The 21,395-nt window shown below is 69.9% G+C and carries 30 protein-coding genes, 1 tRNA gene and 1 other RNA gene; 27 read left to right on the top strand and 5 right to left on the bottom strand.

All coding sequences use genetic code 11. The features are described from left to right. Window positions 1-2 precede the first annotated feature (2 nt). Window positions 3-875: a diaminopimelate epimerase gene (gene dapF, locus ACYQ1L_RS07000; protein ID WP_460003500.1), complete on the top strand. Its 873-nt coding sequence runs from the start codon at window positions 3-5 to the stop codon at window positions 873-875. A 6-nt stretch (window positions 876-881) separates the two neighbouring features. Here the strand turns inward: dapF and ACYQ1L_RS07005 are convergent, their stop codons facing one another. Beyond that, a complete protein-coding gene (locus ACYQ1L_RS07005; protein WP_460003501.1) occupies window positions 882-1,523 on the bottom strand; it encodes a class I SAM-dependent methyltransferase in 642 nt (213 codons plus the stop codon). 74 nt (window positions 1,524-1,597) lie between these two features. Between ACYQ1L_RS07005 and hflX the strand changes: the two genes are divergently transcribed. The 3 genes from hflX to ACYQ1L_RS07020 all read left to right on the top strand — a co-directional run bounded on the left by hflX (window position 1,598) and on the right by ACYQ1L_RS07020 (window position 5,128). Next, a complete protein-coding gene (gene hflX, locus ACYQ1L_RS07010; RefSeq protein WP_460003502.1) occupies window positions 1,598-3,103 on the top strand; it encodes a GTPase HflX in 1,506 nt (501 codons plus the stop codon). Between the two features lie 67 nt (window positions 3,104-3,170). Beyond that, complete coding sequence (locus ACYQ1L_RS07015; RefSeq protein ID WP_460003503.1) at window positions 3,171-4,928, top strand: MSCRAMM family protein; 1,758 nt, start codon at window positions 3,171-3,173, stop codon at window positions 4,926-4,928. Continuing rightward, window positions 4,922-5,128 (top strand): LAVTG motif-containing sortase-dependent surface protein, encoded by a 207-nt coding sequence (locus ACYQ1L_RS07020; protein WP_460003504.1) that lies wholly within the window; start codon window positions 4,922-4,924, stop codon window positions 5,126-5,128. The genes ACYQ1L_RS07015 and ACYQ1L_RS07020 overlap by 7 nt, the downstream gene beginning before the upstream one ends. A gap of 65 nt (window positions 5,129-5,193) precedes the next feature. On the opposite strand, the gene ACYQ1L_RS07025 is transcribed toward ACYQ1L_RS07020, so the two are convergent. Beyond that, window positions 5,194-5,850: an SIMPL domain-containing protein gene (locus ACYQ1L_RS07025; RefSeq protein ID WP_460003505.1), complete on the bottom strand. Its 657-nt coding sequence runs from the start codon at window positions 5,848-5,850 to the stop codon at window positions 5,194-5,196. A 104-nt stretch (window positions 5,851-5,954) separates the two neighbouring features. Between ACYQ1L_RS07025 and ACYQ1L_RS07030 the strand changes: the two genes are divergently transcribed. Together ACYQ1L_RS07030 and ssrA are read left to right on the top strand one after the other, a co-directional pair. Continuing rightward, on the top strand, window positions 5,955-6,311 hold the full coding sequence (locus ACYQ1L_RS07030) for a hypothetical protein (RefSeq protein WP_460003506.1): 357 nt from the start codon (window positions 5,955-5,957) through the stop codon (window positions 6,309-6,311). A gap of 181 nt (window positions 6,312-6,492) precedes the next feature. Then, window positions 6,493-6,862: a transfer-messenger RNA gene (gene ssrA / locus ACYQ1L_RS07035) on the top strand. A 255-nt stretch (window positions 6,863-7,117) separates the two neighbouring features. Here ssrA and ACYQ1L_RS07040 read toward each other — a convergent pair. After that, window positions 7,118-7,510: a hypothetical protein gene (locus ACYQ1L_RS07040; protein ID WP_460003507.1), complete on the bottom strand. Its 393-nt coding sequence runs from the start codon at window positions 7,508-7,510 to the stop codon at window positions 7,118-7,120. A 185-nt stretch (window positions 7,511-7,695) separates the two neighbouring features. Then, window positions 7,696-8,520 (bottom strand): inositol monophosphatase family protein, encoded by an 825-nt coding sequence (locus ACYQ1L_RS07045; protein WP_460003508.1) that lies wholly within the window; start codon window positions 8,518-8,520, stop codon window positions 7,696-7,698. A gap of 164 nt (window positions 8,521-8,684) precedes the next feature. On the opposite strand from ACYQ1L_RS07045, the gene ACYQ1L_RS07050 reads away from it, so the two are divergent. The 3 genes from ACYQ1L_RS07050 (at window position 8,685) to ACYQ1L_RS07060 (ending at window position 9,719) form a co-directional block, all read left to right on the top strand. Further along, window positions 8,685-8,760: transfer RNA gene (locus ACYQ1L_RS07050), tRNA-Lys, on the top strand. Between the two features lie 411 nt (window positions 8,761-9,171). Continuing rightward, window positions 9,172-9,399 carry a helix-turn-helix domain-containing protein gene (locus ACYQ1L_RS07055; protein ID WP_378805919.1) on the top strand — a complete coding sequence of 76 codons (228 nt, stop codon included), beginning with the start codon at window positions 9,172-9,174 and terminating at the stop codon, window positions 9,397-9,399. Continuing rightward, a complete protein-coding gene (locus ACYQ1L_RS07060) occupies window positions 9,396-9,719 on the top strand; it encodes a hypothetical protein (RefSeq protein WP_460003509.1) in 324 nt (107 codons plus the stop codon). Before ACYQ1L_RS07055 ends, ACYQ1L_RS07060 begins: the two co-directional genes overlap by 4 nt. A 17-nt stretch (window positions 9,720-9,736) precedes the next feature. Here ACYQ1L_RS07060 and ACYQ1L_RS07065 read toward each other — a convergent pair whose 3' ends face one another. Next, window positions 9,737-10,021: a hypothetical protein gene (locus ACYQ1L_RS07065; RefSeq protein WP_460003510.1), complete on the bottom strand. Its 285-nt coding sequence runs from the start codon at window positions 10,019-10,021 to the stop codon at window positions 9,737-9,739. A 32-nt stretch (window positions 10,022-10,053) separates the two neighbouring features. Here ACYQ1L_RS07065 and ACYQ1L_RS07070 point away from each other — a divergent pair, with 32 nt between their 5' ends. The 18 genes from ACYQ1L_RS07070 (at window position 10,054) to ACYQ1L_RS07155 (ending at window position 21,372) form a co-directional block, all read left to right on the top strand. Next, window positions 10,054-10,776 carry an antA/AntB antirepressor family protein gene (locus ACYQ1L_RS07070; protein WP_460003511.1) on the top strand — a complete coding sequence of 241 codons (723 nt, stop codon included), beginning with the start codon at window positions 10,054-10,056 and terminating at the stop codon, window positions 10,774-10,776. Between the two features lie 67 nt (window positions 10,777-10,843). After that, window positions 10,844-11,080 carry a hypothetical protein gene (locus ACYQ1L_RS07075; RefSeq protein ID WP_460003512.1) on the top strand — a complete coding sequence of 79 codons (237 nt, stop codon included), beginning with the start codon at window positions 10,844-10,846 and terminating at the stop codon, window positions 11,078-11,080. Beyond that, window positions 11,077-11,388, top strand: a complete 312-nt coding sequence (locus ACYQ1L_RS07080) for a hypothetical protein (RefSeq protein ID WP_460003513.1) — start codon at window positions 11,077-11,079, stop codon at window positions 11,386-11,388. Before ACYQ1L_RS07075 ends, ACYQ1L_RS07080 begins: the two co-directional genes overlap by 4 nt. Then, on the top strand, window positions 11,385-11,735 hold the full coding sequence (locus ACYQ1L_RS07085) for a hypothetical protein (protein ID WP_460003514.1): 351 nt from the start codon (window positions 11,385-11,387) through the stop codon (window positions 11,733-11,735). The genes ACYQ1L_RS07080 and ACYQ1L_RS07085 overlap by 4 nt, the downstream gene beginning before the upstream one ends. Next, the gene (locus ACYQ1L_RS07090; RefSeq protein WP_460003515.1) at window positions 11,732-12,028 is read left to right on the top strand and encodes a hypothetical protein; all 297 of its coding nucleotides are present in this window, start codon (window positions 11,732-11,734) and stop codon (window positions 12,026-12,028) included. The genes ACYQ1L_RS07085 and ACYQ1L_RS07090 overlap by 4 nt, the downstream gene beginning before the upstream one ends. Then, complete coding sequence (locus ACYQ1L_RS07095; protein ID WP_460003516.1) at window positions 12,025-13,002, top strand: YqaJ viral recombinase family protein; 978 nt, start codon at window positions 12,025-12,027, stop codon at window positions 13,000-13,002. Before ACYQ1L_RS07090 ends, ACYQ1L_RS07095 begins: the two co-directional genes overlap by 4 nt. Beyond that, window positions 12,999-13,682 carry a hypothetical protein gene (locus ACYQ1L_RS07100; protein ID WP_460003517.1) on the top strand — a complete coding sequence of 228 codons (684 nt, stop codon included), beginning with the start codon at window positions 12,999-13,001 and terminating at the stop codon, window positions 13,680-13,682. Before ACYQ1L_RS07095 ends, ACYQ1L_RS07100 begins: the two co-directional genes overlap by 4 nt. Then, entirely contained in the window at window positions 13,679-14,128 is a 450-nt protein-coding gene (locus ACYQ1L_RS07105; RefSeq protein ID WP_460003518.1) for a hypothetical protein, read from the top strand. Before ACYQ1L_RS07100 ends, ACYQ1L_RS07105 begins: the two co-directional genes overlap by 4 nt. After that, entirely contained in the window at window positions 14,125-15,420 is a 1,296-nt protein-coding gene (locus ACYQ1L_RS07110; RefSeq protein ID WP_460003519.1) for a helicase-related protein, read from the top strand. The genes ACYQ1L_RS07105 and ACYQ1L_RS07110 overlap by 4 nt, the downstream gene beginning before the upstream one ends. After that, a complete protein-coding gene (locus ACYQ1L_RS07115; protein WP_460003520.1) occupies window positions 15,417-16,331 on the top strand; it encodes a DNA-methyltransferase in 915 nt (304 codons plus the stop codon). The genes ACYQ1L_RS07110 and ACYQ1L_RS07115 overlap by 4 nt, the downstream gene beginning before the upstream one ends. Then, entirely contained in the window at window positions 16,328-16,750 is a 423-nt protein-coding gene (locus tag ACYQ1L_RS07120; protein ID WP_460003521.1) for a hypothetical protein, read from the top strand. The genes ACYQ1L_RS07115 and ACYQ1L_RS07120 overlap by 4 nt, the downstream gene beginning before the upstream one ends. Further along, window positions 16,747-17,898, top strand: coding sequence for a DUF7666 domain-containing protein (locus ACYQ1L_RS07125; protein ID WP_460003522.1), 1,152 nt, complete (start codon window positions 16,747-16,749; stop codon window positions 17,896-17,898). The genes ACYQ1L_RS07120 and ACYQ1L_RS07125 overlap by 4 nt, the downstream gene beginning before the upstream one ends. Before the next feature lie 330 nt (window positions 17,899-18,228). Next, window positions 18,229-18,942, top strand: a complete 714-nt coding sequence (locus ACYQ1L_RS07130; RefSeq protein WP_460003523.1) for a hypothetical protein — start codon at window positions 18,229-18,231, stop codon at window positions 18,940-18,942. Then, entirely contained in the window at window positions 18,926-19,102 is a 177-nt protein-coding gene (locus tag ACYQ1L_RS07135) for a hypothetical protein (protein ID WP_460003524.1), read from the top strand. Before ACYQ1L_RS07130 ends, ACYQ1L_RS07135 begins: the two co-directional genes overlap by 17 nt. After that, entirely contained in the window at window positions 19,099-19,599 is a 501-nt protein-coding gene (locus ACYQ1L_RS07140) for a hypothetical protein (protein ID WP_460003525.1), read from the top strand. Before ACYQ1L_RS07135 ends, ACYQ1L_RS07140 begins: the two co-directional genes overlap by 4 nt. After that, window positions 19,589-20,059 (top strand): single-stranded DNA-binding protein, encoded by a 471-nt coding sequence (locus ACYQ1L_RS07145; protein WP_460003526.1) that lies wholly within the window; start codon window positions 19,589-19,591, stop codon window positions 20,057-20,059. Before ACYQ1L_RS07140 ends, ACYQ1L_RS07145 begins: the two co-directional genes overlap by 11 nt. 141 nt (window positions 20,060-20,200) lie before the next feature. Continuing rightward, window positions 20,201-21,052, top strand: a complete 852-nt coding sequence (locus ACYQ1L_RS07150) for a hypothetical protein (protein ID WP_460003527.1) — start codon at window positions 20,201-20,203, stop codon at window positions 21,050-21,052. Further along, entirely contained in the window at window positions 21,052-21,372 is a 321-nt protein-coding gene (locus ACYQ1L_RS07155) for a hypothetical protein (RefSeq protein WP_460003528.1), read from the top strand. Before ACYQ1L_RS07150 ends, ACYQ1L_RS07155 begins: the two co-directional genes overlap by 1 nt. The last annotated feature ends 23 nt before the right edge of the window (window positions 21,373-21,395 follow it).

The following is a 21,395-nucleotide window of genomic DNA, read 5'->3' on the forward strand; positions in this document are numbered from 1 at the left end:
GCATGGTCGCATTCACCAAGGGGCAGGGCACCGGCAACGACTTCGTCATCATCGCCGACCCCGACGGCGCCCTGGACCTCAGCGCCGACCAGGTCGCGGCGCTCTGCGACCGCCATTTCGGAATCGGCGCCGACGGGCTGCTGCGCGTGGTGCGGTCCGCGGCGCTCCCGGAGGGGACCGCGGCGCTCGCCGAGGATCCGGCGGCCGAGTGGTTCATGGATTACCGCAACGCCGACGGCTCCATCGCCGAGATGTGCGGCAACGGGGTGCGCGTGTTCGTGCACTACCTGCTGCGCGCCGGGCTCGCCGATCTCGCCGAAGGGGAGTCTCTCGCGATCGGCACCCGTGCGGGCGTGCGCATCGTCACGCGCAGCCCGGAGGGGTACCGCGTCGACATCGGCGCCTGGCGCCTGTCCGGGCAGGACCCGCTGGCCCGCGCCGCGGGTCTCGACGTGCCGCGGCCCGGCCTCGGCATCGACGTCGGCAACCCGCACGTCGTGGTCGCGATCGCCTCCGACACCGAGCTCGACGGCCTCGAGCTGACCCACGGGCCCGAGCTCGCGCCGATGCCCGAGCACGGCGCGAACGTCGAGTTCGTCGTCCCGGCGGAGCCGCTCGTGCAGGACGGCATCGGCCGGGTTCGCATGCGCGTGTTCGAGCGCGGCGTGGGGGAGACCCTCAGCTGCGGCACCGGCATCACCGCGACCGCGCTCGCCGTGCGGCACTGGGCGGGCGCGGGCGCGCCGGACGAATGGCTCGTCGAGGTCCCGGGCGGCACGCTGCGGGTCACCATGGCCCCCGGTGCGGACGGGGAGCACGTGTTCCTGTCGGGTCCCGCGCAGCTCGCGTTCTCCGGGGAGATCGAGCTCGCCTGAGACCCGCTAGGGCAGCGCGATGGCCTCCGTGCGCGGCGTGCCGTGGCGGCGGACCTTGAGCACGCGGAAGCCACGGCCGGTGGTCGCCCGCCACACGCTGTAGCCGTCGTCGAACGTCGCTGCGAGCCAGCGCTGCAGGGAGTCCGCGCCGAGGTTCCGGCTGACCACGAACCAGCCGTCCGCGCGCTCGTCGAGGCGGGGGATCCAGCGCTCCAGCAGATCGTGCAGCTCGCTCTTGCCGACGCGGATCGGGGGATTCGAGCGGATCGTGCGGAACGTCACGTCGGCGGGAACATCGTCGGGTGTCACGGCGTTGACATTGTCGAGGCCGAGTTCGGCGGCGTTGCGACGCACAAGATCGAGGGCGCGCTCGTTCACGTCGACCGCCCACACGGTGGCGTGCGGAGCGGCAAGCGCGAGCGACAGCGAGATCGGCCCCCAGCCGCAGCCGAGATCCAGCAGGTGCCCGCCGGGCGGCGGGGGCGGGGTGTTGGCGAGGAGCACAGAGGTGCCGACGTCCACATGATCGGGACTGAAAACCCCTGCTGCGGTGGTGAGTTCGACCTCTCGGCCCGCAAGGGTCACCCTGATCCTGCGGAGGTTCTCGGGGCTTGCGGGAGCCGCAGTGAAGTAGTGGTCCGACCCCATGCAGCGAGCGTAGCGGACACTCCCAGATAAAGTTAAGGCGCCCGCGCGAAACGTCGGGCGCAAGAAAGGTGCGGATGACGCAGTCCACAACACATGACGAGCACGGCGACGCGGTCGAGCGCGTCCTGCAGGCGGCCGAACGACGGGCGGAATCGCACGTGTTCGGAGCGGCCCAGGCGCTGCAGGACACGGCCACCGCCGGGCACACCTCTGCGGACGGCGAGCAGTGGGATCTGGAGGAGCGGCACGCGCTGCGGCGCGTGGCGGGCCTGTCCACCGAGCTCGAGGACGTCACGGAGGTCGAGTACCGCCAGCTCCGTCTGGAGAACGTGGTGCTCGTCGGCGTGTACCCGCAGGGTGCGCAGGAGGACGCCGAGAACTCGCTCCGCGAGCTGGCCGCGCTGGCGGAGACCGCCGGTGCGGTGGTGCTCGACGGCCTGCTGCAGCGGCGGCCGCACCCGGATCCGGCGACCTACCTGGGCCGCGGCAAGGCGCAAGAGCTCAAGGACATCGTGGCCGCCGTCGGGGCCGACACGGTGATCGCCGACACCGAGCTCGCCGCGAGCCAGCGGCGCGCGCTCGAGGACGTCGTCAAGGTGAAGGTCATCGACCGCACTACCGTGATCCTCGACATCTTCAGCCAGCACGCGAAGAGCCGCGAGGGCCGCGCGCAGGTGGAGCTCGCCCAGCTCGAGTACCTGCTGCCGCGACTGCGCGGCTGGGGTGAGTCGATGAGCCGCCAGGCCGGTGGCCAGGTGGGTGCCGGCGGCGCCGGCATGGGCTCGCGCGGCCCCGGTGAGACGAAGATCGAGCTCGACCGCCGTCGCATCCGCACCCGGATGGCGATGCTGCGCAAGCAGATCCGCGAGTTCAAACCCGCACGCGAGGCCAAGCGCGCCGAGCGCAGGCGCCACACGATCCCGTCGGTGGCGATCGCGGGCTACACGAACGCCGGGAAGTCCAGCCTGCTCAACGCGCTCACCAGCGCCGGGGTGCTGGTGGAGAACGCGCTGTTCGCCACGCTCGACGCGACGGTGCGTCGCTCCGAGACCGCTGATGGGCGCGTCTACACGCTCACCGACACGGTCGGGTTCGTGCGCAACCTGCCGCATCAGCTCGTGGAGGCGTTCCGCTCCACGCTGGAGGAGGTCGCGGACGCCGACGTCATCGTCCACGTCGTGGACGGATCCCACCCGGATCCGGCGGGGCAGATCAAGACGGTCCGCGATGTGATGGGCGACGTGGGTGCCCGAAGCATCCCCGAGATCGTCGTGTTCAACAAGGCGGATCTGCTCGACGACGATGAGCGGATGGTGCTGCGCGGACTGGTTCCGGCGGCGCACTTCGTGTCGTCGCGCACCGGCGAGGGCATCGCCGAGCTGCGTGCCGCGATCGACGAGGTGCTGCCGAAGCCCGCCGTGGAGATCCGCGCGGTCGTGCCCTACGACCGCGGCGACCTGGTCGCGGCGGTGCACGAGACCGGGCTGCTGCTCGAGGTCGCGCACGAGGAGGCCGGCACCCGGATCCACGCGCACGTCGGCGAGCGCCTCGCCGCCGAGCTCGCGCCGTACGCCGCCTGAGCACCCCTCACCGCCTGAGCACCCTCACTGCAACCGATATTTCGGTTGCGGTGGTTCTCATGCCGGCATGAGACCTGTGAAACGCACAGTGTCGGGTTTCGTCGTCGTCCTCCTCAGCCTCGGCGGGCTCGCGCTCGGCGGACCGGCCACTGCCGCCACCGGAACGCCCTGGGCGGACTGGAGCGCCATGACGGGCACGAGCGGCGCATACTCGGGCACCGTGCAGATCGCGTCGCCCCAGCTGGCCGCCGCCTATACGAGCGACTCCCGCGGCGGGTCGGTCGGCGTCGTGTCGGGCGCGAGCGTCTGGCTCGCCGAATCGACGGACGTCGGTGCGAAGTACGGCAGCAGCCGCGACCAGCAGTACCTGAACCTGCGACCGCGCGCCGACAACGCCACCTCTCCGTCGGAGACGACCTACACGTTCGCGCATCCGACACCCACCTCGAATTGGACCTTCGTCCTCGGCGACATCGACGCGGACCAGGTGAGGATCACGGCCGTCGGCCCGGACGGGAGCGCGCTCTCCGCGGCACAGCTCGGATCCCGCGGCGGTTTCAATTACTGCGCCCCCGGCCTCGCCGGCAAGCCGTCCTGCACCGGCGACGCCGCGGACGTGCCTACGTGGGACGCTGCGACGACGACGCTCACCGGCAACGCGACGGCGACCGACACAAGCGGCGCGGCGGCGTGGTTCGAACCGAACGCGCCGATCTCCTCGCTGACCTTCACATTCACCCGCCGGGCGGGGTTCCCGGTGTATCAGACCTGGTTCGCGGCGATCACCCGCACGATCTCGGGCACGGTGACCGACTCGACCGCGGGCGGGCCGGCGGACGGCACGACCGTGCGTCTGATCGGATCCGACGGCTCCGTCCTCGGGGAGACGACCACGTCCGCCGACGGCGCGTACGCCTTCTCCGATGTGCTCGCCACGGACGGCTACCGCGTCGAGATCACGCCGCCGGCCGGCAAGATCTCGGACGAGCCGACACGCACCGTCGACGTCACGATCGCGGATGTCACGGCGGACTTCGCCGTTCGTGACATCGTGCCCGTCCCCGTCTCGGGCACGGCGCGGGACCAGCACGGCAATCCGGTCGCAGGAGCGACGGTGACGCTCGACGGGGCCCGCACCGTGGTCACGGCGGCGGACGGAACCTACCTTCTCGATGACGTGCCGGTGGGACAGCACACGCTCGCGATCACCGCCCCGGACGGGTACACCGCGGTGACCTCTCCGGCACCGTTCACGGTTCCGGAGAACGATGAGACGCCGATCACCGGTCAGGATTTCGTCCTGCAGCAGCTGCCGACCCTGTCAGGGACCGTGAGCGCTGCCGGCCTCGGCCTGGGCGGTGTCGTGGTCACGGCCGACGGTCCGGACGGCACGGTGCACACGGTGACCGCCGCTGACGGAACTTACGCCTTCCCGCAGCTGCCGTCGGGCGACTACACCATCGCAGTCCAGACGCCGCAGGGGTACGTCGTCACCGGCCCGGGATCCCGTTCCGAGACGGTGGGAGCGCAGGACGTCACCGGTGTCGACTTCGCGCTGGCACGCCTCGGATCCGTGTCGGGCACCGTCACGGACGGCGGCGCGGCGCCTGTCGCGGGTGCGCCACGATCACCGTCACCGGTTCCGGTGGCCCCGTTCCCGTCACCTCCGGTGCCGACGGCGGCTATGCTCTCGGCGACCTCGCTCCGGGCGACTACACGATCGCGGTCGAGGTTCCGGACGGCTACGCGGGGGCCGCGCCGGCGACGCGCTCGGTCACCATCACCGACGCCGGGGAGCTCGTCGAAGGCCAGGACTTCGTGCTGACGCCGGTGGCGATCACGCCGACCCCCACACCGACGCCCACCACCTCGCCGGCTCCGGTGCCCACGACCGCGCCGGGCGCTACCGGATCCGGGACGCTGCCGATGACAGGCGCGGATCCGCTTCCGGCGCTCGGCACGGCGTTCGTGCTGCTCCTCGCGGGTGCGCTCGCCGTGCTCGTGTCGCGTCGACGGCGGGCCTGAGACCACCCCGGCCCGGCGCGTGCGCCCGTGGGGACTGCACGCGCCGGCACCGGGGTGCGCGGCGGTCAGGCGGCGACGAACCTCGCCTCGACGGTCGCGGAGACGGTGATGTCGTCGCCGTGCAGATCGAGGCCCGAGGGGGCCGGAGCCGCACCGAAGGCCCGCATCGCCTTCGGTGCGGCGTCGGTGGCGCTGAAGTCGCTGATCAGGCCGGCGTCGGCGATCTCGATCGGCTCGACCGAGTCCAGCCCGAGCGCTGCGGCGTAGGCGGACGCCCGCTGCACGGCGACGCGGACGGCCTCGGCGGCGACCTCCTGCTCGACGCGGGTGCGGGTCTCCGGGGTCAGGGTCCACTGCGTGCCGTCGACGCATACTCCCTCCTCCGCAGAGACGTCGGCGACCCAGGACGAGAGGTCGGCGAAGTCGAGGAAGGTTGCGCGGAAATCGACGGAGGCGTGGTGCACGAGGTCGAGGCGCGTGCCGTCGTTGCTCCAGGGGCGCTCCGAGCGGACGGCGAGGCGCCTGCTCGACCACGACTCCACGGCTCCGCCGGTCTGCCGAGTGGCCAGCGCTTCCCGGATGGGTTCGGCGAGCGCCAAGGTCCGCGCGATGACGGACTCGCGATCCGGACCGTCGAGTGCGACGGATAGCGTGACGACGGCGCTCTCGGGCGCGATGCGCACCTGGTGCTCGCCCCGGACGGTGATGACGACCTCGCTCATGCCGTGACTCTACGGCACTGTCCGGGCGCCCTTCACGCGGCGGCGACGCGCGCGTAGACTTCGGCCACCGCGGCGCAGTTCCGCGCCTCGGCGAAGGAAACTGCGTGAAGGAGGAAGACCAGATGAAACGACTGGCGATCGGCTGTGCGATCGCGCTGGGGCTCGTTGCAGCGGGATCCAGCGCGGCCTATGCCGGTGAGTACACCGGGAATGGAGATCCGACATCCGGACCATCCCATGCCTCGTCCGAGTGCGCCTACTCGGGTCTCGACCAGGCTGATGCGCTGGAGAACAACCCTCCCGGCTTCGATGACGATGCCATCGCAATGCGCGGGAATCAGAGCCCCGGCGGCGTCGACCGCTATCACGGTGTGCAGTCCTACGGGTCGTTCGTGAAGGCCGGTCTGAAGGCTTTCGTGCCTTCGCCCGGGATGGCGTGCAACGGCAGCGGCGGGAAGTGATCACGCCGCACGTCGGTCACTGCTGACCAGCGGTGCCTCGGCGAAGCAGCCGGGGCACCGTGCCGTGACCGGCCGGGAATGGCGGAGCGTCCCGATCCGTTGTAGTCTGTGATGCTCGGGCGCTGCGGCGCCCGCTGGAAACTCAACAGTGCGACAACGGCTCCTTCGCGAGAAGGTCCACGGGGCTGATCGGTTTCGACAGCGCCTGTGAATCCACGAGAAGCGGGCCGAGGATGCAGGGTTATCTCGTGAACGCTCCCTGCAAAACAATAAGTGCCAATGCAAAGCGCACTGACTTCGCCCTCGCTGCCTAAGCGAGCCCGATAGTCCGTCAGGCCGTATGTGATTCCGATACGGATCCTGGCGTCATCTAGGAATCTTGCTGCGTGACGGCGTCTGGACGTCACGTGGGACTCTTCCCAGGCTGGGCTTGTCGACTTAGGTGTCTGTGACAAAGGTCGGAGCCGAGCAGAACGTCTGCACAGACTGCGCCCGGAGAAGGCGTGGAGACTCAGCGTTGGACGGGGGTTCGATTCCCCCCAGCTCCACCAAGCCGTTGTCGCTGTCGAGAGCCCTCGGGTTCCTTTGCGTGGGCAGAGGGCCCGGGGGCTTCTCCATGTCCGGCGCCGGCTGCACGATCGCATCGAAGACGGTGCGGCCGGTTGGGACGACCGGCCGCACCCGCCATCCCCCCCCTGGCGCCGCACGGTGCCGTGATGCGCTGAGCGACATCTGGAAACCGATCGCGCGGAGACCGTGCAATGGATGAGACCGGTCAGGAGCGACTTCATTACGCGAGTTCCTGATCAGCCCTTCGGCTCGATCAGGATGAGGCCCTGCTTCGTGTCGGAGACAGCCACCCAGCCGCGGCCGAACAGATAGGTCATGCCGTATCCCTCGGCGTCCTTGCTGAGAGATGTGCGTGCATCGGCAGTGATGTAGACGCCGCGGTCACTGTCCTCGCGGACCCACCCTTCCGAGACCAGTTCCGCTTCGCGAGCCACGGCATCGGCGCCGGAGATCGGCGCCCAGCCGTAGAGCAGCCCGTGGTCCGACGCGGTGGTCGGATCCGCCCACAGACAGGCGATGCCACCGGGGATCGTCGCGGAGCCGATCACGAAGTCGCGCTGCACCGCAGCCCAGCCCTGCTTGTGCAGGGCGGCCACGGTGTCGGGCGGGATGAGGGTCTCGCAGCTCAACGGCCGCGGCGAGGCCGCCGGGACGTCGGTGGCGTCTGGGGACGGCGAGGGTGAGGCCGATGCCGGGGTCTCCGCGGTGCGTGTCGCAGAAGGCGCGGGGGAGGAGCTTCCGCTGCACGCCGTGGCCGCCGAGAGGACGCCGGCGGCGAGCCCCAGCGCGATGAGCGCTCGGCACGCGCGGCGCATCAGCGATCGGCCGCCGCGGGAGCCTCGGGCCCGTGCAACTGCGCCAGGAACGCATCGTGCAGCACGCCGTTCGTGGCGAGGGCAGAGAGCCCGGCGAGCGTGGGGGTGTCATCGAACGCGGTCGCCGTGCCGCCCGCCTCCGTCACGATCGCGAACGCTGCAGCGATGTCGTACTCCTTGACGCCGAACTCGGCGACCATGTCGATGCGCCCCTCGGCGAGCATCATGTACGAGAACACGTCCCCGTAGGCGCGATCGCGCCAGACCCGGCGGGTCAACGCGATGAGGGCGTCGAGGCGCCCTGCCTCGTCCCACTGCGCGATGCTCTGGAAGCTCACGCTCGCGTCTTCGAGCGTGGCGACGTCCGACACGTGGATGGCGCGGGGTTCCGCGTCGGTCGACGCCCAGGCGCCGAGGCCAGGCGCCGCCCACCAGCGGCGGCCCAGTGCGGGCATGCTGACCACACCGACCTGCGCGACGCCGTCGACGGCGAGGCTGATCATCGTGCCCCACATCGGCACGCCGCGCAGGAAGTTCGCGGTCCCGTCGATCGGATCGATGATCCACTGCCGGCGCGAGTCGCCCGAGGTGCCGAACTCCTCGCCGAGGATCCCGTCCTCCGGGCGCTCCGCCTGCAGGATTCCGCGGATGGCGCGCTCGGTCGCGAGGTCGGCGTCCGTGACATGGGAACGGTCCGCCTTCAGCGACACATTCAGATCTGCGGCATCGAAACGCGGCAGCGACTGCGCATCGGCGGCATCGGCAAGGCGGAGAGCGAGGTCGAGGTCGCTCTGGAAGTCGGCATCGGCGCGGGTCTCAGACACCGCTCCAGGATACGGGCCGTGAGCGGCCGGACCCTGACCGGATCCGGCTCGGAGCGCACCCGGAACCGGCGACACGCCAGGGATGCACGCCGAGGCGGTCCCGATTTCGCTTCCGTCGGATCCGCTGGTAATGTGATTCCTCGGCCGGGGAACCGGCCCGCCGAGCACCTCTAGCTCAATCGGCAGAGCAACTGACTCTTAATCAGTGGGTTCTGGGTTCGAGTCCCAGGGGGTGCACCACAGGCCCGGTCTCTTCGGAGGCCGGGCCTTCTTGCGTTCCCGCACGAAGGTAGGCGCCATAGAACTCCACGGGGTTGCGCTTCAGCAGGATCGCGATCAACTCGATGTCCTCAGCGAGGAACGCCGTGTCTCCCTTGACCCTGGCGCCGAGCGCCGTGTGGCTGGTTCCGATGGCGAGCGCCGCCGCCCGGACTGACCAACGGTCAGCCTTCAGCGCCTGGCGGACGAACTCAGCGCGCGCCGCGCGGATCTCATCGCGCGGCGTCGCAAGGAATGCGGTACTGGTCATAACCGAGAGTGTAGTGATTTCCAGTCAGAGTGTCTAGATGACGACACAAAATGGTCCGAATCCATGCAACACGCGCTGAGCGGTAGTTGAGGATGGAATGAATCCGTGCCAATCTAGCCCGCATGGCATCCACAACGGCCCAAATTGCTTCCAAGGTTCGAGGCGTCGCCGCAGAGAACCGGTACACGCAGCAGCGTATCGCGGAGACCATCGGCGTATCCCGCGCGGCGGTCGTTGAGCGCATCAACGGGCGCGTCGCGTTCACCGCTCCCGAGATCCTGGCTCTCGCTCAGGCGATGGACGTCCCGGTGTCGCGATTCTTCCCCGGAACGTCGGCGGTGGCGCCGTGAGCCCGCTCGAGCTGCTGTTCTGGGCGTTGGCCGTGATCGCTGTGATCATGGCCGTGTTGCTGGTCGGCTTCGTGGTGGTGTGGGTGTTCTTCGTCCCTCGCGGGCGGGGTGTGAAGGCGAGCCAGTACCGGAACGCGACCTCAAAGGCGAGTTCGGCCAGTACCTCGGCGAGCTCGGCGAGGTTCAGCCTCGCGTCCGACGTCCGCTCGGTTCGCCGTGACGTGGGCCGTATCGCAGGCGTGCTGTCCGAGCGTGAGCGCCTCGCGAGCGCGGATGGGGGAGTCCATGCGGGCGAGCCTATCGAGGGGGCGGCGTCGTGAGCGCGCACGAGGTTCTCTCAGCGGCGGCGGCCGCGGCGGCCGCCGGTGTGCTCGGCGGCGCGATCGGATGCCTTCTTCACGATCGCTTCGATCTCGGCGCGGGTCGGCACATCGAGGGGCTCACGAACAGCCACGCCCTCGTCGTCGATCGCGCTGGCGAGGAGCTTGAGCACCTGCCACATGCCTTCGAGCTCGACGCGGACCTGGGCGTGCGCGATGTCCCCGCTGAAGTGCTTGTTGATCGCGGACTGCGCCTCGGTCACGGTGCGCTCGATGCTGACGACAGCGGCGTGGATCTTCATGGCGCCGAGCCTAGCGATGGCGAGGCGACATCGTGAGCGCGCTCATCCCGATCCGGGAGCACGACGGTCGGCAGGCAGTCAGCGGCCGCGAGCTGCACGCGTTCCTCGACGTCGCGACCCCATACAAGGACTGGTTCCCGCGGATGCTCGCGTACGGCTTCACCGAGGGCGAGGACTTCGGCGCAATTCTGAGCGAAAGCACCGGAGGCCGCCCGGCGACAGACCACGCTCTCACCCTGGACATGGCGAAGGAACTCGCGATGATCCAGCGCACTCCGAAGGGGAAGCAGGCGCGCCAGTACTTCATCGAGGTGGAGAAGGCGTCACGGGGTCTGCAGATTCCGCAGACCCTTCCGGAGGCCTTGCGGGCGTACGCCGCCGAGGTGGAGCAGCGCCAGGCGCTCGAGGCTCACGTCGCCGAGATCACGCCCCGCGCGGAGGCGTGGGACGAACTCGCGTCGGCGGAAGGTGACTATGCCGTCAAGGATGCGGCTGGGATCCTCGCCCGCGCCGGCGTGAAGACGGGGCAGAACCGTCTCTTCGCGCAACTGCGCGAGATCGGCTGGATCCACCGCGGCCACGACGGCGGATGGCGCGCGTACGCCTCCGCGGTGAACGCCGGCTACCTCACCGAGAAGCCGCAGTCTCACCACCACCCCCGCACGGGAGAGCTCGTGCTGGACGCCCCACAGGTGCGCATCACCATCCGCGGCCTCGAACGACTCCGCGTGCGCCTCGGCGCGCTCGCGATCTGACCACCACACGAAAGCGGGGCGCCCGCTGCAACGGACGCCCCACCTGAAAACGAAGGAGGACACGCACATGTCCACCAGCACCCCTCAGCCTACGTTCCTCGCCGTCGAAGAGCGAGATGGACACCCGACGCTCGGCGGCCGCCGCCAGTTCCTCGACACCTTCGACGCCGAGGTCGCCGAGGAACTGCGCCTGTTCGCGCTCGAGCCGGTCGAGATCGTCGACATCGTCCCGATCGCCGCGACCCGGCACGTCCGCCTGATCGACGTGCCGCCGCTGACCGACCCGATCGACGAGGTCGCGTGATGTTCGCGAAGGACTGCATGTACCGCGACCACTGCGAGAGCTGCCGTGCCGAGGGTGGCGAGGAATGCTGCTGGTGCGGCGCCCCGATCACGGCCGCGCCGTTGGCGCCGCCCGTGCCGCGTGCACCGCGACCCCAGTTGCCGGCGCTCGCTCCCTGGCGGATCGCGCTCGTCGCGTCCGCGTTGATCGTCGCATGGCCGGTCGGCGTCGCCGCGGCGGCCCCTGGCTGGAATGGCGGCGACCTGGCCGCCCTGATCGTCCTGGCGATGTTCGTCGCCGCATTCATCCCTGGGAGGAACCGAGCATGACCGTGAAACTGAGCGCAGCGCTCCCGAAGGACTTCGACGCGTGCGGTGTGGAATTGCTGCACCGCGACCTCGTCAACCACCCCACCGACCGACACCTGCTCGTGATGATCGTCGACACCGCGAAGAAGCAGATCGACTACACCGCCGGCGGCGAGGTCACCCCGGTCATGGGGATCCTCTTCATCGAACCGATCCGTGACCGCGGCGACGCCGACCAGATCCTCGACATCATGCAGCGCGTGCAGGGCGAACGCACCGGGAACGACACCCTCGACTTCGACTTCGGCATGGACGCCCCGACGGGCCCGGTCGCGTTCGGAGACATCCGGACGGAGGACGCGTCGTGATCGCCCCGTACGTCTGCCCGCCGTTCCACTCGCACGGGAACGCGCAGGGCTGCTACACCAAGCACGGATGCCGCTGCGACGCGTGCAAGGCGAAGGCCTCGGCGGAATCGAAGCGCCGCAAGGCTGAGAAGCGCAACCGGGAGATGGGCGCCGCACGGTTCCGGGAGGTCCCGTACGCCCCGATCTCGCCGTGCGTGGGCGAGGATGCCGCGCTGGTGCGACGGATGATCGCCCGCCACGCCCCGGCCGCTGAGGTGCGCGAGCTCGAGGCGATGCTGGGGGTGGCCGCGTGATCGACATCATCGACCGCCCGCTGCACATGGTCGCGGAGGACTCCCTCGGGTCCGATGAGGGTCTCGCGGCGCGCGCCGCCGGCGTCACCGCCTCGGAGATCCACGCGATCGCTGTCGGCGGCCGCGGCACGTGGCGCCGGATCCTGACCGACAAGCTCAACGGGTCCAAGTTCCACGGCAACCAGCACACGAAGCGCGGCCACGAGCGGGAGCCGTTCCTGCTGGCGTGGGCGTGCGCGCACGTCGCGCTCTGCTCCGCGAACATCAGCCTGTTCGGTCACCCCGACATGCCGCACGTCCTCGCAACCCCGGACGGCCTGGGCTTCGACCCGGTCCGCGATGCGTTCGGCGTCGAGTGCAAGTCCCACGACCACGGGTGGGGCGACCGCGACGACATCCCCGCCGACCACTACGACCAGATGCAGCTCGGCATGTTCGTCACCGAGACCCGCTGGTGGCTGTACGTGTGGGAGGTCATGGGGGAGGACGGCACCCCGACCCTGGACGCACCCCGCTACCGGTGGGTGGAGCGCGACGATGCCCGCATCGCGAAGCTGCTGAAGGAGGCCGACGCGTTCATGGCGTGGCGCGCCGCCGGCGCCCCCGTCGCGGACGACGACCTGCCCGCCGACGTCGACGAGGCCCTCGCCATCGTCGCCGAGGCGCGCGCCGCGATGGCCCCGCACAAGAAGGCCGAGGCCGCCGCGCTCGAGACGATCCGCGTCTACGCCTCCCAGGAGGCCGACGCGCACGGCAAGAAGGCCGCCGGATCCCGCGCCTCGTTCACGTTCTCGATCAGCACCACCGACGTGCTCGACGAGGACGCCTGGGCTCAGGCGGAACCGAACACCTACCGCGAGTGGGCCGACATGGTCCGCCGCGCCGACGAGGTCAAGACCATGGCGATGCGCCTCTACGCCCGCCCGAAGGCATCCGGCCGTCTGACCGTGACCGAGACGAAGGACGCAGCATGACGAACATCGACGACGTCGCACAGACCCTCGCCGAGTACGAGCGCCTCGCGATCTCGACCGGCGACACGGTGCAGATCGACCCGCCGGAGTTCTCCGCCGACGGCAAGAACTTCGCCCCGTTCTGGGCGGCCGAGCAGCCGCCGGTCGCCGCACGCGCGACCGTGCACCGCGCGGCGATCCCGACGACGGTCTACGTCGCGTGGGGCGAGTCCCTGCCGGCCGAGGATTCGTGGCGGGCCCTGTGGCTCGCGAAGCCGATGAAGCTGTTCGGCGCCTACACGGTCCGCGCCGCGCTGCGCCGCGCGTTCCGCGACGCGATCGGCGACCGCCGCGAACCCGACGAGACCACGACCGCCCCGGACGCCCCGGCGCGCGACTGGGAAGCGGAGATCGACGCCGCGCCCACCGCGGACGCCGTGCACGCGCTGCACGCCGAGATGAAGCGGGCCCGCGCAGTGACCCCGCAGCTCGAGGCCCAGCTCCGGAACCGCCTCGAGGCGGCGGCCTGGGCGCCCGCTGAGGAGCCAGCCGCCGAGATGCAGGACGGCGCCCGGTATCACGCCGCGCAGATCGGGAAGGCCGAGCTGCGCGATCACCTCCCGCCGACCAACCTCGCGAACCTGCGGCAGCTTCCGAACCGCGCGGCCCGCCGCGCCAAGTCGAAGGGACGCCGGAAGTGATCGTCGATGAGGCCACGGGCGTGGTCGAGGACGCCCCGATGGAGCTCGTGCCGCTGAACCTCTCCGCCCTGTCGGAGGACGAGCTGCTCGCCATGCTCCCGACTCCGGTGCAGTGCGCCGGCGCGCTGCAGTACGCCCGCCAGGTTGCCGCACGCGCACCGAAGGCGCTGAACGAGCTCCGCCGCACCCTCGCGGAGCGGGAACGGGAGCTGACGATCGCGCTCGCCAAGGGCGCCCGCGACCTGCTCACCGAGTACCCGCGCATGCCGATGACCGAACGCCGCGACCTCGCCCGCGCCGAAGACACCCGCGTCCGGGAAGCGCAGGAGGCCCGTGACGAGGCCTGGCTGCTGCTCGAGTACGCCCGCGACTACGACCGTGCGATCGGCCGCGACATTGACATCCTCCGCAGCCTGAACGCCAACTTCCGAGGAGAACACCGATGAGCGCCCTCCCATACGCCGAGTTCATCGCGCGTCGCCGTGCGCAGATCGGTGTCGACGGCCGGAAGGTGGATCCGGCACAGCTGCACAGCAGCATGAAGCCTTTCCAGGTCGAGGTCGTCAAGTGGGCGTGCCACGTTGGGCGGCCGGCTGTGTGGGCCGACACCGGCCTCGGGAAGACGCGCATGCAGGTCGAGTGGTGCCGGGTCATGGCCGACACGGCGCTGATCGTGACGCCGCTAGCCGTGGCGCAGCAGACGGTCGAGGAAGCCGCGAAGATCGGCGTGACCGCGCGCTACGTGCGCGACGCCGGCGACGTCACCGGGCCGGGCCTGTACGTGACGAACTACGAGATGGTCGAGCGGTTCCCGGCCGCGATGTTCGGGGCGGTCGCGCTCGATGAAGCGTCGATCCTGAAGCAGTCGGACGGGAAGACCCGCACGCGCCTGATCGAGCACTTCCAGTCGGTGCCGTTCCGGTCGACGTGGACGGCGACGCCGGCGCCGAACGACCCGGAGGAGCTGACGAACCAGGCCGAGTTCCTCGGTCACATGACACGCACGAACATGCTCGCCGCGTACTTCGTGCACGACCAGGACGGATGGCGCCTCAAGGGGCACGCGATCGAGCCGATGCTCGACTGGATGTCGCAGTGGGCAGTCGCTATCCGCCGCCCGTCCGATCTCGGCTATCCGGATGAGGGGTACGACCTCCCGGGGCTCGATGTGATTCCCGAGCTCGTCGACGTCGAGATCGAGCCGGCCGACGGCGAGCTGTTCGCGGTGTCCATCGGTGGAGTGTCGGGGCGGTCGCGTGTGCGTCGCGAGTCGCTGGAAGCGCGTGTCGCGCGCACCGTCGCGCTGGTCGAGGCGGAGCCGGACGAGCCATGGCTGCTCTGGTGCGGGCTGAACGACGAAGCCGACGCGCTCGCCGCCGCGATCCCCGGCGCTGTGAACGTGCACGGATCTATGACGCCGGACGAGAAGGCGGACCGGCTGCTCGGGTTCGCACACGGAGACTTCCGCGTGCTGATCACGAAGATCGGCATCGCCGGGATGGGCCTGAACTACCAGCACTGCGCGCGCATGGCGTTCGTCGGGCTGAACGACTCGTACGAGGGCTACTACCAGGGCATGCGCCGCTGCTACCGCTACGGGCAGACCCGGGTGGTGCGGGCGCACATCGTCCTCTCGCACATCGAAGAGCAGATCGCGGCGAACGTCGCGCGCAAGGAATCGCAGGCGAACCGCGTCATCGACGGTCTCGTCGCACGGAATCACTGGAGGGCAGCATGACGATCGCGAACGAGGACGCGTACATCACCGACGAGGCGCGCGGCGCGATGTGGGAGTTCTGGCTCGGCGACTCCGCCGAGCGGATGACGGAGATCCCGGACAACAGCGTCGACCTGTCCGTCTACTCGCCGCCGTTCCAGTCGCTCTACACCTACTCGCCGTCGCCGCGGGACATGGGGAACAGCCTCGATCGTGAGGACTTCTTCGAGCAGTACGGCTACATCATCCGGGAGAACTTCCGGATCCAGAAGCCGGGCACCGAGTGCGTCGTGCACGTGCAGCAGACGTCGACGACGAAGGCGACCCACGGCGTCGTCGGGCTGACAGACTTCCGCGGCGACGTGATCCGCGCCTACCAGGCGGCCGGGTTCGTCTACTTCGGCGAGAACGTCGTCGACAAGGACCCGCAGGCTCAGGCGATCCGGACCAAGGCGCACTCGCTGATGTTCGTCACCAAGAATCGGGACTCGTCGCTGTCACGCATGGCGATGGCCGACTACGGGCTGATCTTCAAGAAGCCGGGTGAGCGCGACCGTCCGGTGAAGACGGACGTCACGAACGAGGAGTGGATCGAGTTCGCTCGGCCGATCTGGTACGGCATCAGCGAGGGCGACACCCTCAATGCTCGCATCGCGCGGGAGTCCGACGACGAGCGGCACCTGACCCCGCTGCAGCTGGGATTCACGTCCCGCTACGTGCGGCTCTACACGAACCCGGGCGAGACCGTGTTCACGGCGTTCGGTGGCGTCGGATCCGAGCTCTACGTCGCGGTGCAGCACGGCCGCCGCGCGCTCGGCATCGAGCTCAAGCCGTCGTACTGGCGCACCGGATGCCAGTACCTCGCCGAGCTCGAGGCAGAGCTCGCCGCCCCCAAGCTCACCGACCTACTCGACGAAGCAGGCGACGCATGACCGCCCCGACGACCGCGACCCGCACAGCGGTGTATGTCCGGGACGGCTACCGGTGCGCGGCTTGCGCGACGGATCTTGGTCTGTCGTTCCAGCACCGCCGCGCGGTGGGCATGGGCGGGTCTAAGAACCTTCCGGCCCCGGTCGATGGGCTGACCCTGTGCCTGTCCTGCAACGAGGCGTGCGAGCACTCCCTGCAGACGATGGCGCTCGCGAACGGGTGGAAGGTGCGCCGCTGGGCGGACCCCGCCCGTGTCCCGGTGTACTTCCCGCACGAGTTCGGCTGGTTCCGTCTCGAGGGGACCGTCCGGGTGCGGATCACCGCCGAGGTGGCGATGGAGATGGGCTGCTCGGTGTACGGCGACGAATGGATGAAGTGGCAGGCGACGCGCCTGTTCGATGACGAAGGAGTGAGGGCATGAAGGCGATCAAGGGTTTCGACAAGGACCTGAAGTGCAGGGGCTTCCAGTACCAGGTGGGTGAGACGTACCGGCAGGACGACCCGGCGGAACTCTGCCGCACGGGGTTCCATGCGGTGTTGCAGCCGATCGACGTGCTCCGCTACTACCCGCCGGCCACCTCCGTCTATCACGAGGTCGAGCTCGAGGACGTCGTAGGCCCCGAGGATGAGGACTCGAAAATCGCGGGCCGTGAGATCAGCATCGGAGCCCGCATCGAGCTCCCCGCCCTCATCAAGGCGCAGATCGATTTCGTGTTCAAGAACGCGAAGAAGCCCGCGAAGGGCGGCACATCGAAGGCTGCCCACGGCCTCGCCTCCGCTGACACGAGTAACGGCGCGGCCACGGCGAGCGGGGAGTCCGGCGCGGCCACGGCGAGCGGATGGTACGGCGCGGCCACGGCGAGCGGGGAGTCCGGCGCGGCCACGGCGAGCGGATGGTCCGGCGCGGCCACGGCGAGCGGGCGGTACGGCGCGGCCACGGCGAGCGGGCGGTACGGCGCGGCCACGGCGAGCGGATGGTACGGCGCGGCCACGGCGAGCGGATGGTACGGCGCGGCCACGGCGAGCGGGCGGTACGGCGCGGCCACGGCGAGCGGGGAGTCCGGCGCGGCCACGGCGAGCGGATGGTACGGCGCGGCCACGGCGAGCGGATGGTACGGCGCGGCCACGGCGAGCGGATGGTACGGCGCGGCCACGGCGAGCGGATGGTACGGCGCGGCCACGGCGAGCGGATGGTACGGCGCGGCCACGGCGAGCGGATGGTACGGCGCGGCCACGGCGAGCGGGGAGTCCGGCGCGGCCACGGCGAGCGGGGAGTCCGGCGCGGCCACGGCGAGCGGATGGTACGGCGCGGCCACGGCGAGCGGGGAGTCCGGCGCGGCCACGGCGAGCGGGGAGTCCGGCGCGGCCACGGCGAGCGGGGAGAAGTCGGTCGCTCTGGCCTCCGGCTACAACGGCCGCGCGCGTGGTGCCATCGGCACGGCCCTGTTCCTCACCGAGCGGGACGACGAGTGGACGATCATCGCCGCGCAGGCGGTCATCGTCGACGGCGAGACGATCAAGGCGGACACCTGGTACACGCTCCGCGACGGGAAGGTCGTCGAGCCGTGACCATGCCCACCCTCGCCATGACCTACGTCGTATGGGATCCCCGTTCCTGGACGCTAAAGGTCGGTCGGGCCTGGCGGTTCTCGCGGGTGCAGCGGTGGATCGATCGCGGCTGGGTCGTGGTGGTGTGCCAGCGGGGCACGGACGCGTCCTGGGAGCGCGAGGCACTGCGGATCCTGCGCCGTGCGTTCCCGGCCGCGTTCCGGTCGTGGGCGCACGCCGAGGACGTGCTCGGCCCTGGCGGGAAGGGCTACACGGAGTGCTTCACCGTCGAACCGGAGGATCTGAATCTTGCCCTGGATCTGTGCATCAAGGGCTTCGCGAGAGGGAACGATGTCAGGACAGCGTACGAAGCAGCGCAAGATCAGCGCGACCGATCTGGACACGCTCGCCGGGGTGCCAGACGAGGCGAAGCCGACGGCGTTCTGGCTGTGGCTGCACACGGACCCGTTGGGGAGGACGCTCGCGGATCCGCGTGTGATCGCACGGCGGATGAACACAGGCGAACCCCTGGATCTGGTCGCGGACCGGGTCGAGGAGCACCTGTACATGCTCATGGACGCCCGGTGGATGGTGACATTCCCGCACCTGGGCGACGAGTGGATCCTGCTGTTCTACCCGTTGAAGGTGGACATGCGCGACGTGAGGATCAGTTCCCCGGAGCCGCCACCCGAGATCGCGAGTCTCGTCCGACTTCCCGCGGGGTATCCCGTGGCTGTGGGGGGAGGGCGCGCGGGGGCGCGGGAGAGGGCGCGCGAGGAGCTGCGGGCCGAGCGGGAAGCGCGCGCCGCGGCGTGGGACGCGGTGGAGCGGGACCGGGAGCCCGCCCCGGAGCGTCCGGAGCGCCCGTGGATGCTCGACGCCCCGCCGATGTTCTGCCGCAAGCACATGCCGGGCGGTGCCGGCCAGAAGAAGTGCGGGCCATGCAGGGACGCACGGCTCATCCGCGAGGAGTGGGTGGTCTCGAAGGTCTACGAGGAGCGCATGACCGACTACCACGAGGCGAAGCAGGAGACCGAAGGGGTCTGGGATGACGAACCGTTCTGACGCTCTCGGCGACTTCGTCGAGATGACCGCGCTGCGGTTCGAGAAGGACCGCGCGTTCCGGCTCCGGCTGCTCGCCGAGGCGGACGAGACACCACGAGAGACCGCACAGAGGATCCGCCGCGAAGCGTTCGAGGCGGCACAGAGGAGGACAGCATCATGAGCACCCCGATCGACGTAGCGCCGCGGATCACCGAGTTCTGGATGAGCGTGGCGGTTTCGGATGACGAGGCTGAGTGCTGGCCTTGGATCGGGTACGAGGAGGACGGGTACGGCCGGTTCTTCTGGGACGGGCAGATGGTCGGGGCGCACGAGCTCGCGCTGACGTTCACGACCGGAGAGACGCGCGCCCCGGGTCTGGATACCTGCCACAGCTGCAACAACCCGATCTGCTGCAACCCGCATCACCTTCGGTTCGACACCCGCGCTGGGAACGTCGCCGACATGCTGGCAGCGCGCCGAGACCGCCCTGGGCGCTTCACCGACGAGGAGATCGTCACGATGCGTCTGCGGTACGCGCACGGCGCCAGCCAGGTCAACCTGGCGCGCGACTACCGGATCACCAACGGGCTGGTCAGCCAGATCGTGCGCGGCATCCGCTACGCGCGCTCGGGCGGGCCGATCGCCACCAAGCGAGAGAGGTACAACCGTGGTCAATGAGACCGTCATCACTATCGTCGGCAACCTGACCGACACGCCTGAGCTGCGTTACACGCAGAACGGGCTGCCGGTGGCGAACTTCACGATCGCTTCGACGCCGCGCACCTTCGACCGCCAGGCGAACGAGTGGAAGGACGGCGAAGCGCTGTTCCTCCGCGCGTCCGTGTGGCGCGAGTTCGCCGAGCACGTGGCGGGATCCCTGACGAAGGGCATGCGGGTCATCGCATCCGGACGCCTGCGTCAGCGCTCCTACCAGGACCGCGACGGCAACAACCGCACCGCGATCGAGCTGGAGGTCGACGAGATCGGCCCCTCGCTCCGCTACGCGACCGCCCAGGTGACGCGCGCGGCGCGTGCCGGCGGGACCGCGGCGCCGTCGGCGCCGGCCGCTGAGGAGACGTGGGCGACGTCGGAGCCGCCTGCAGACGGATGGGGGTTCGGTGATGACACCCCGTTCTGAGCCGGATCCGTCCTGCCCGTACTGCCATGGCGCCGGGATCGTCGTCGTGACGAAGGACCCGGACACCGAGATCGACTGCACATGCACGGAGGGGGAGCTATGAGCGAGAGGTTCTGCATCCGCGGGTGCACACAGAGGGGCGTGCACTACGCGTCCTGCGCCTGGTACGGCATCGACGAAGCCTTGGTGCCGATGGTCGTGGCGCTGCCGAACAGCCCGGCGCCGTGCTCGGGCTGCGCGGAGACCCCGGCTCGGGATCACGCGCTGATCTGCGACCGCTGCTATGGCCGCCTCCGTGGTCTGATCTACGACACTCCGGATGTGATCGGCCATATGCGATCGATGGCGGATCCGACGAAGGCGACGCCGACGGACAAGGCACCGGGTGGTGGGGGCTCGTCGGAGCCTCTGGCCCCGGTCGACGCTGATCTCCTGGACGCGCTGAACGATGTGGTGACGACGTGGGGCGCCTGGCAGGCCTTCTGCTTCCCGGACACGCTCGAGCAGGCGATCGACGGCCTCGTGAACGACCACCAACATGTGGAGGATCTCTGCACCGGGTTCTTGGACCGCAACGAGCTCGACGCCGACGGGATCCGGTCGTTCTGGTCGGTCGCGGACGCTCGGGCGAAGTGGGGTGCTGAACGTCGCACGAAGCGGGAGCCGTGGGAGGCGGACGACGACGCGGACGAGATCGTCGTGGGCGGTGTCGCGGAGCACGGCGACGGGCTGCTCACACGCCAACAGGCGGAGAAGTTCGTCGGCACGGCGCGGACGTTGCAGCGGTGGCGGAAGGACGGACTCATCGCGCCGGTGCGCACGGTGACGATCGCCGGCGCCCGGATCGCGATGTTCCGTGGCTCGGACCTCGCGCGGGTGAAGGCAGCGATGGCCGGGAAGGTCGGCCGACCGAAGAACGCGCAGGTGCTCGCAGTGCTGAACGCGGGGGAGAAGATCACTCCCATCCGCACGATTCGTCAGGAGGACCGCTGATGTGGGACGAACTCACCGACGAGGAGCTGGCCGCCGAGATGCTGGCGGCGTCCGCACGCATCGACGCAGCGCATCACACGCTCATGTCGCTCGCCCGCGAACAGAATCGCCGCTGCTCGTCGAAGCTCATGCCGAACCGCACGATCCGGAGCGACGACGACGAGTTCGCGCCTGGCGAGTGCGACGGCTCGGGCACATGCTCGGCTCCGATCCATGTCCACGGCTGCTACACGCCGCACCGGTCGGACCAGTGCGACTCGCCCGACGAGTACGGGCACACGGATCGCACGATCGGGAGTCCAGACGACGGCGCGCCGTGATGGTGCTTCGGAAACGTGTCGCT

Source organism: Microbacterium xylanilyticum (assembly GCF_054654695.1).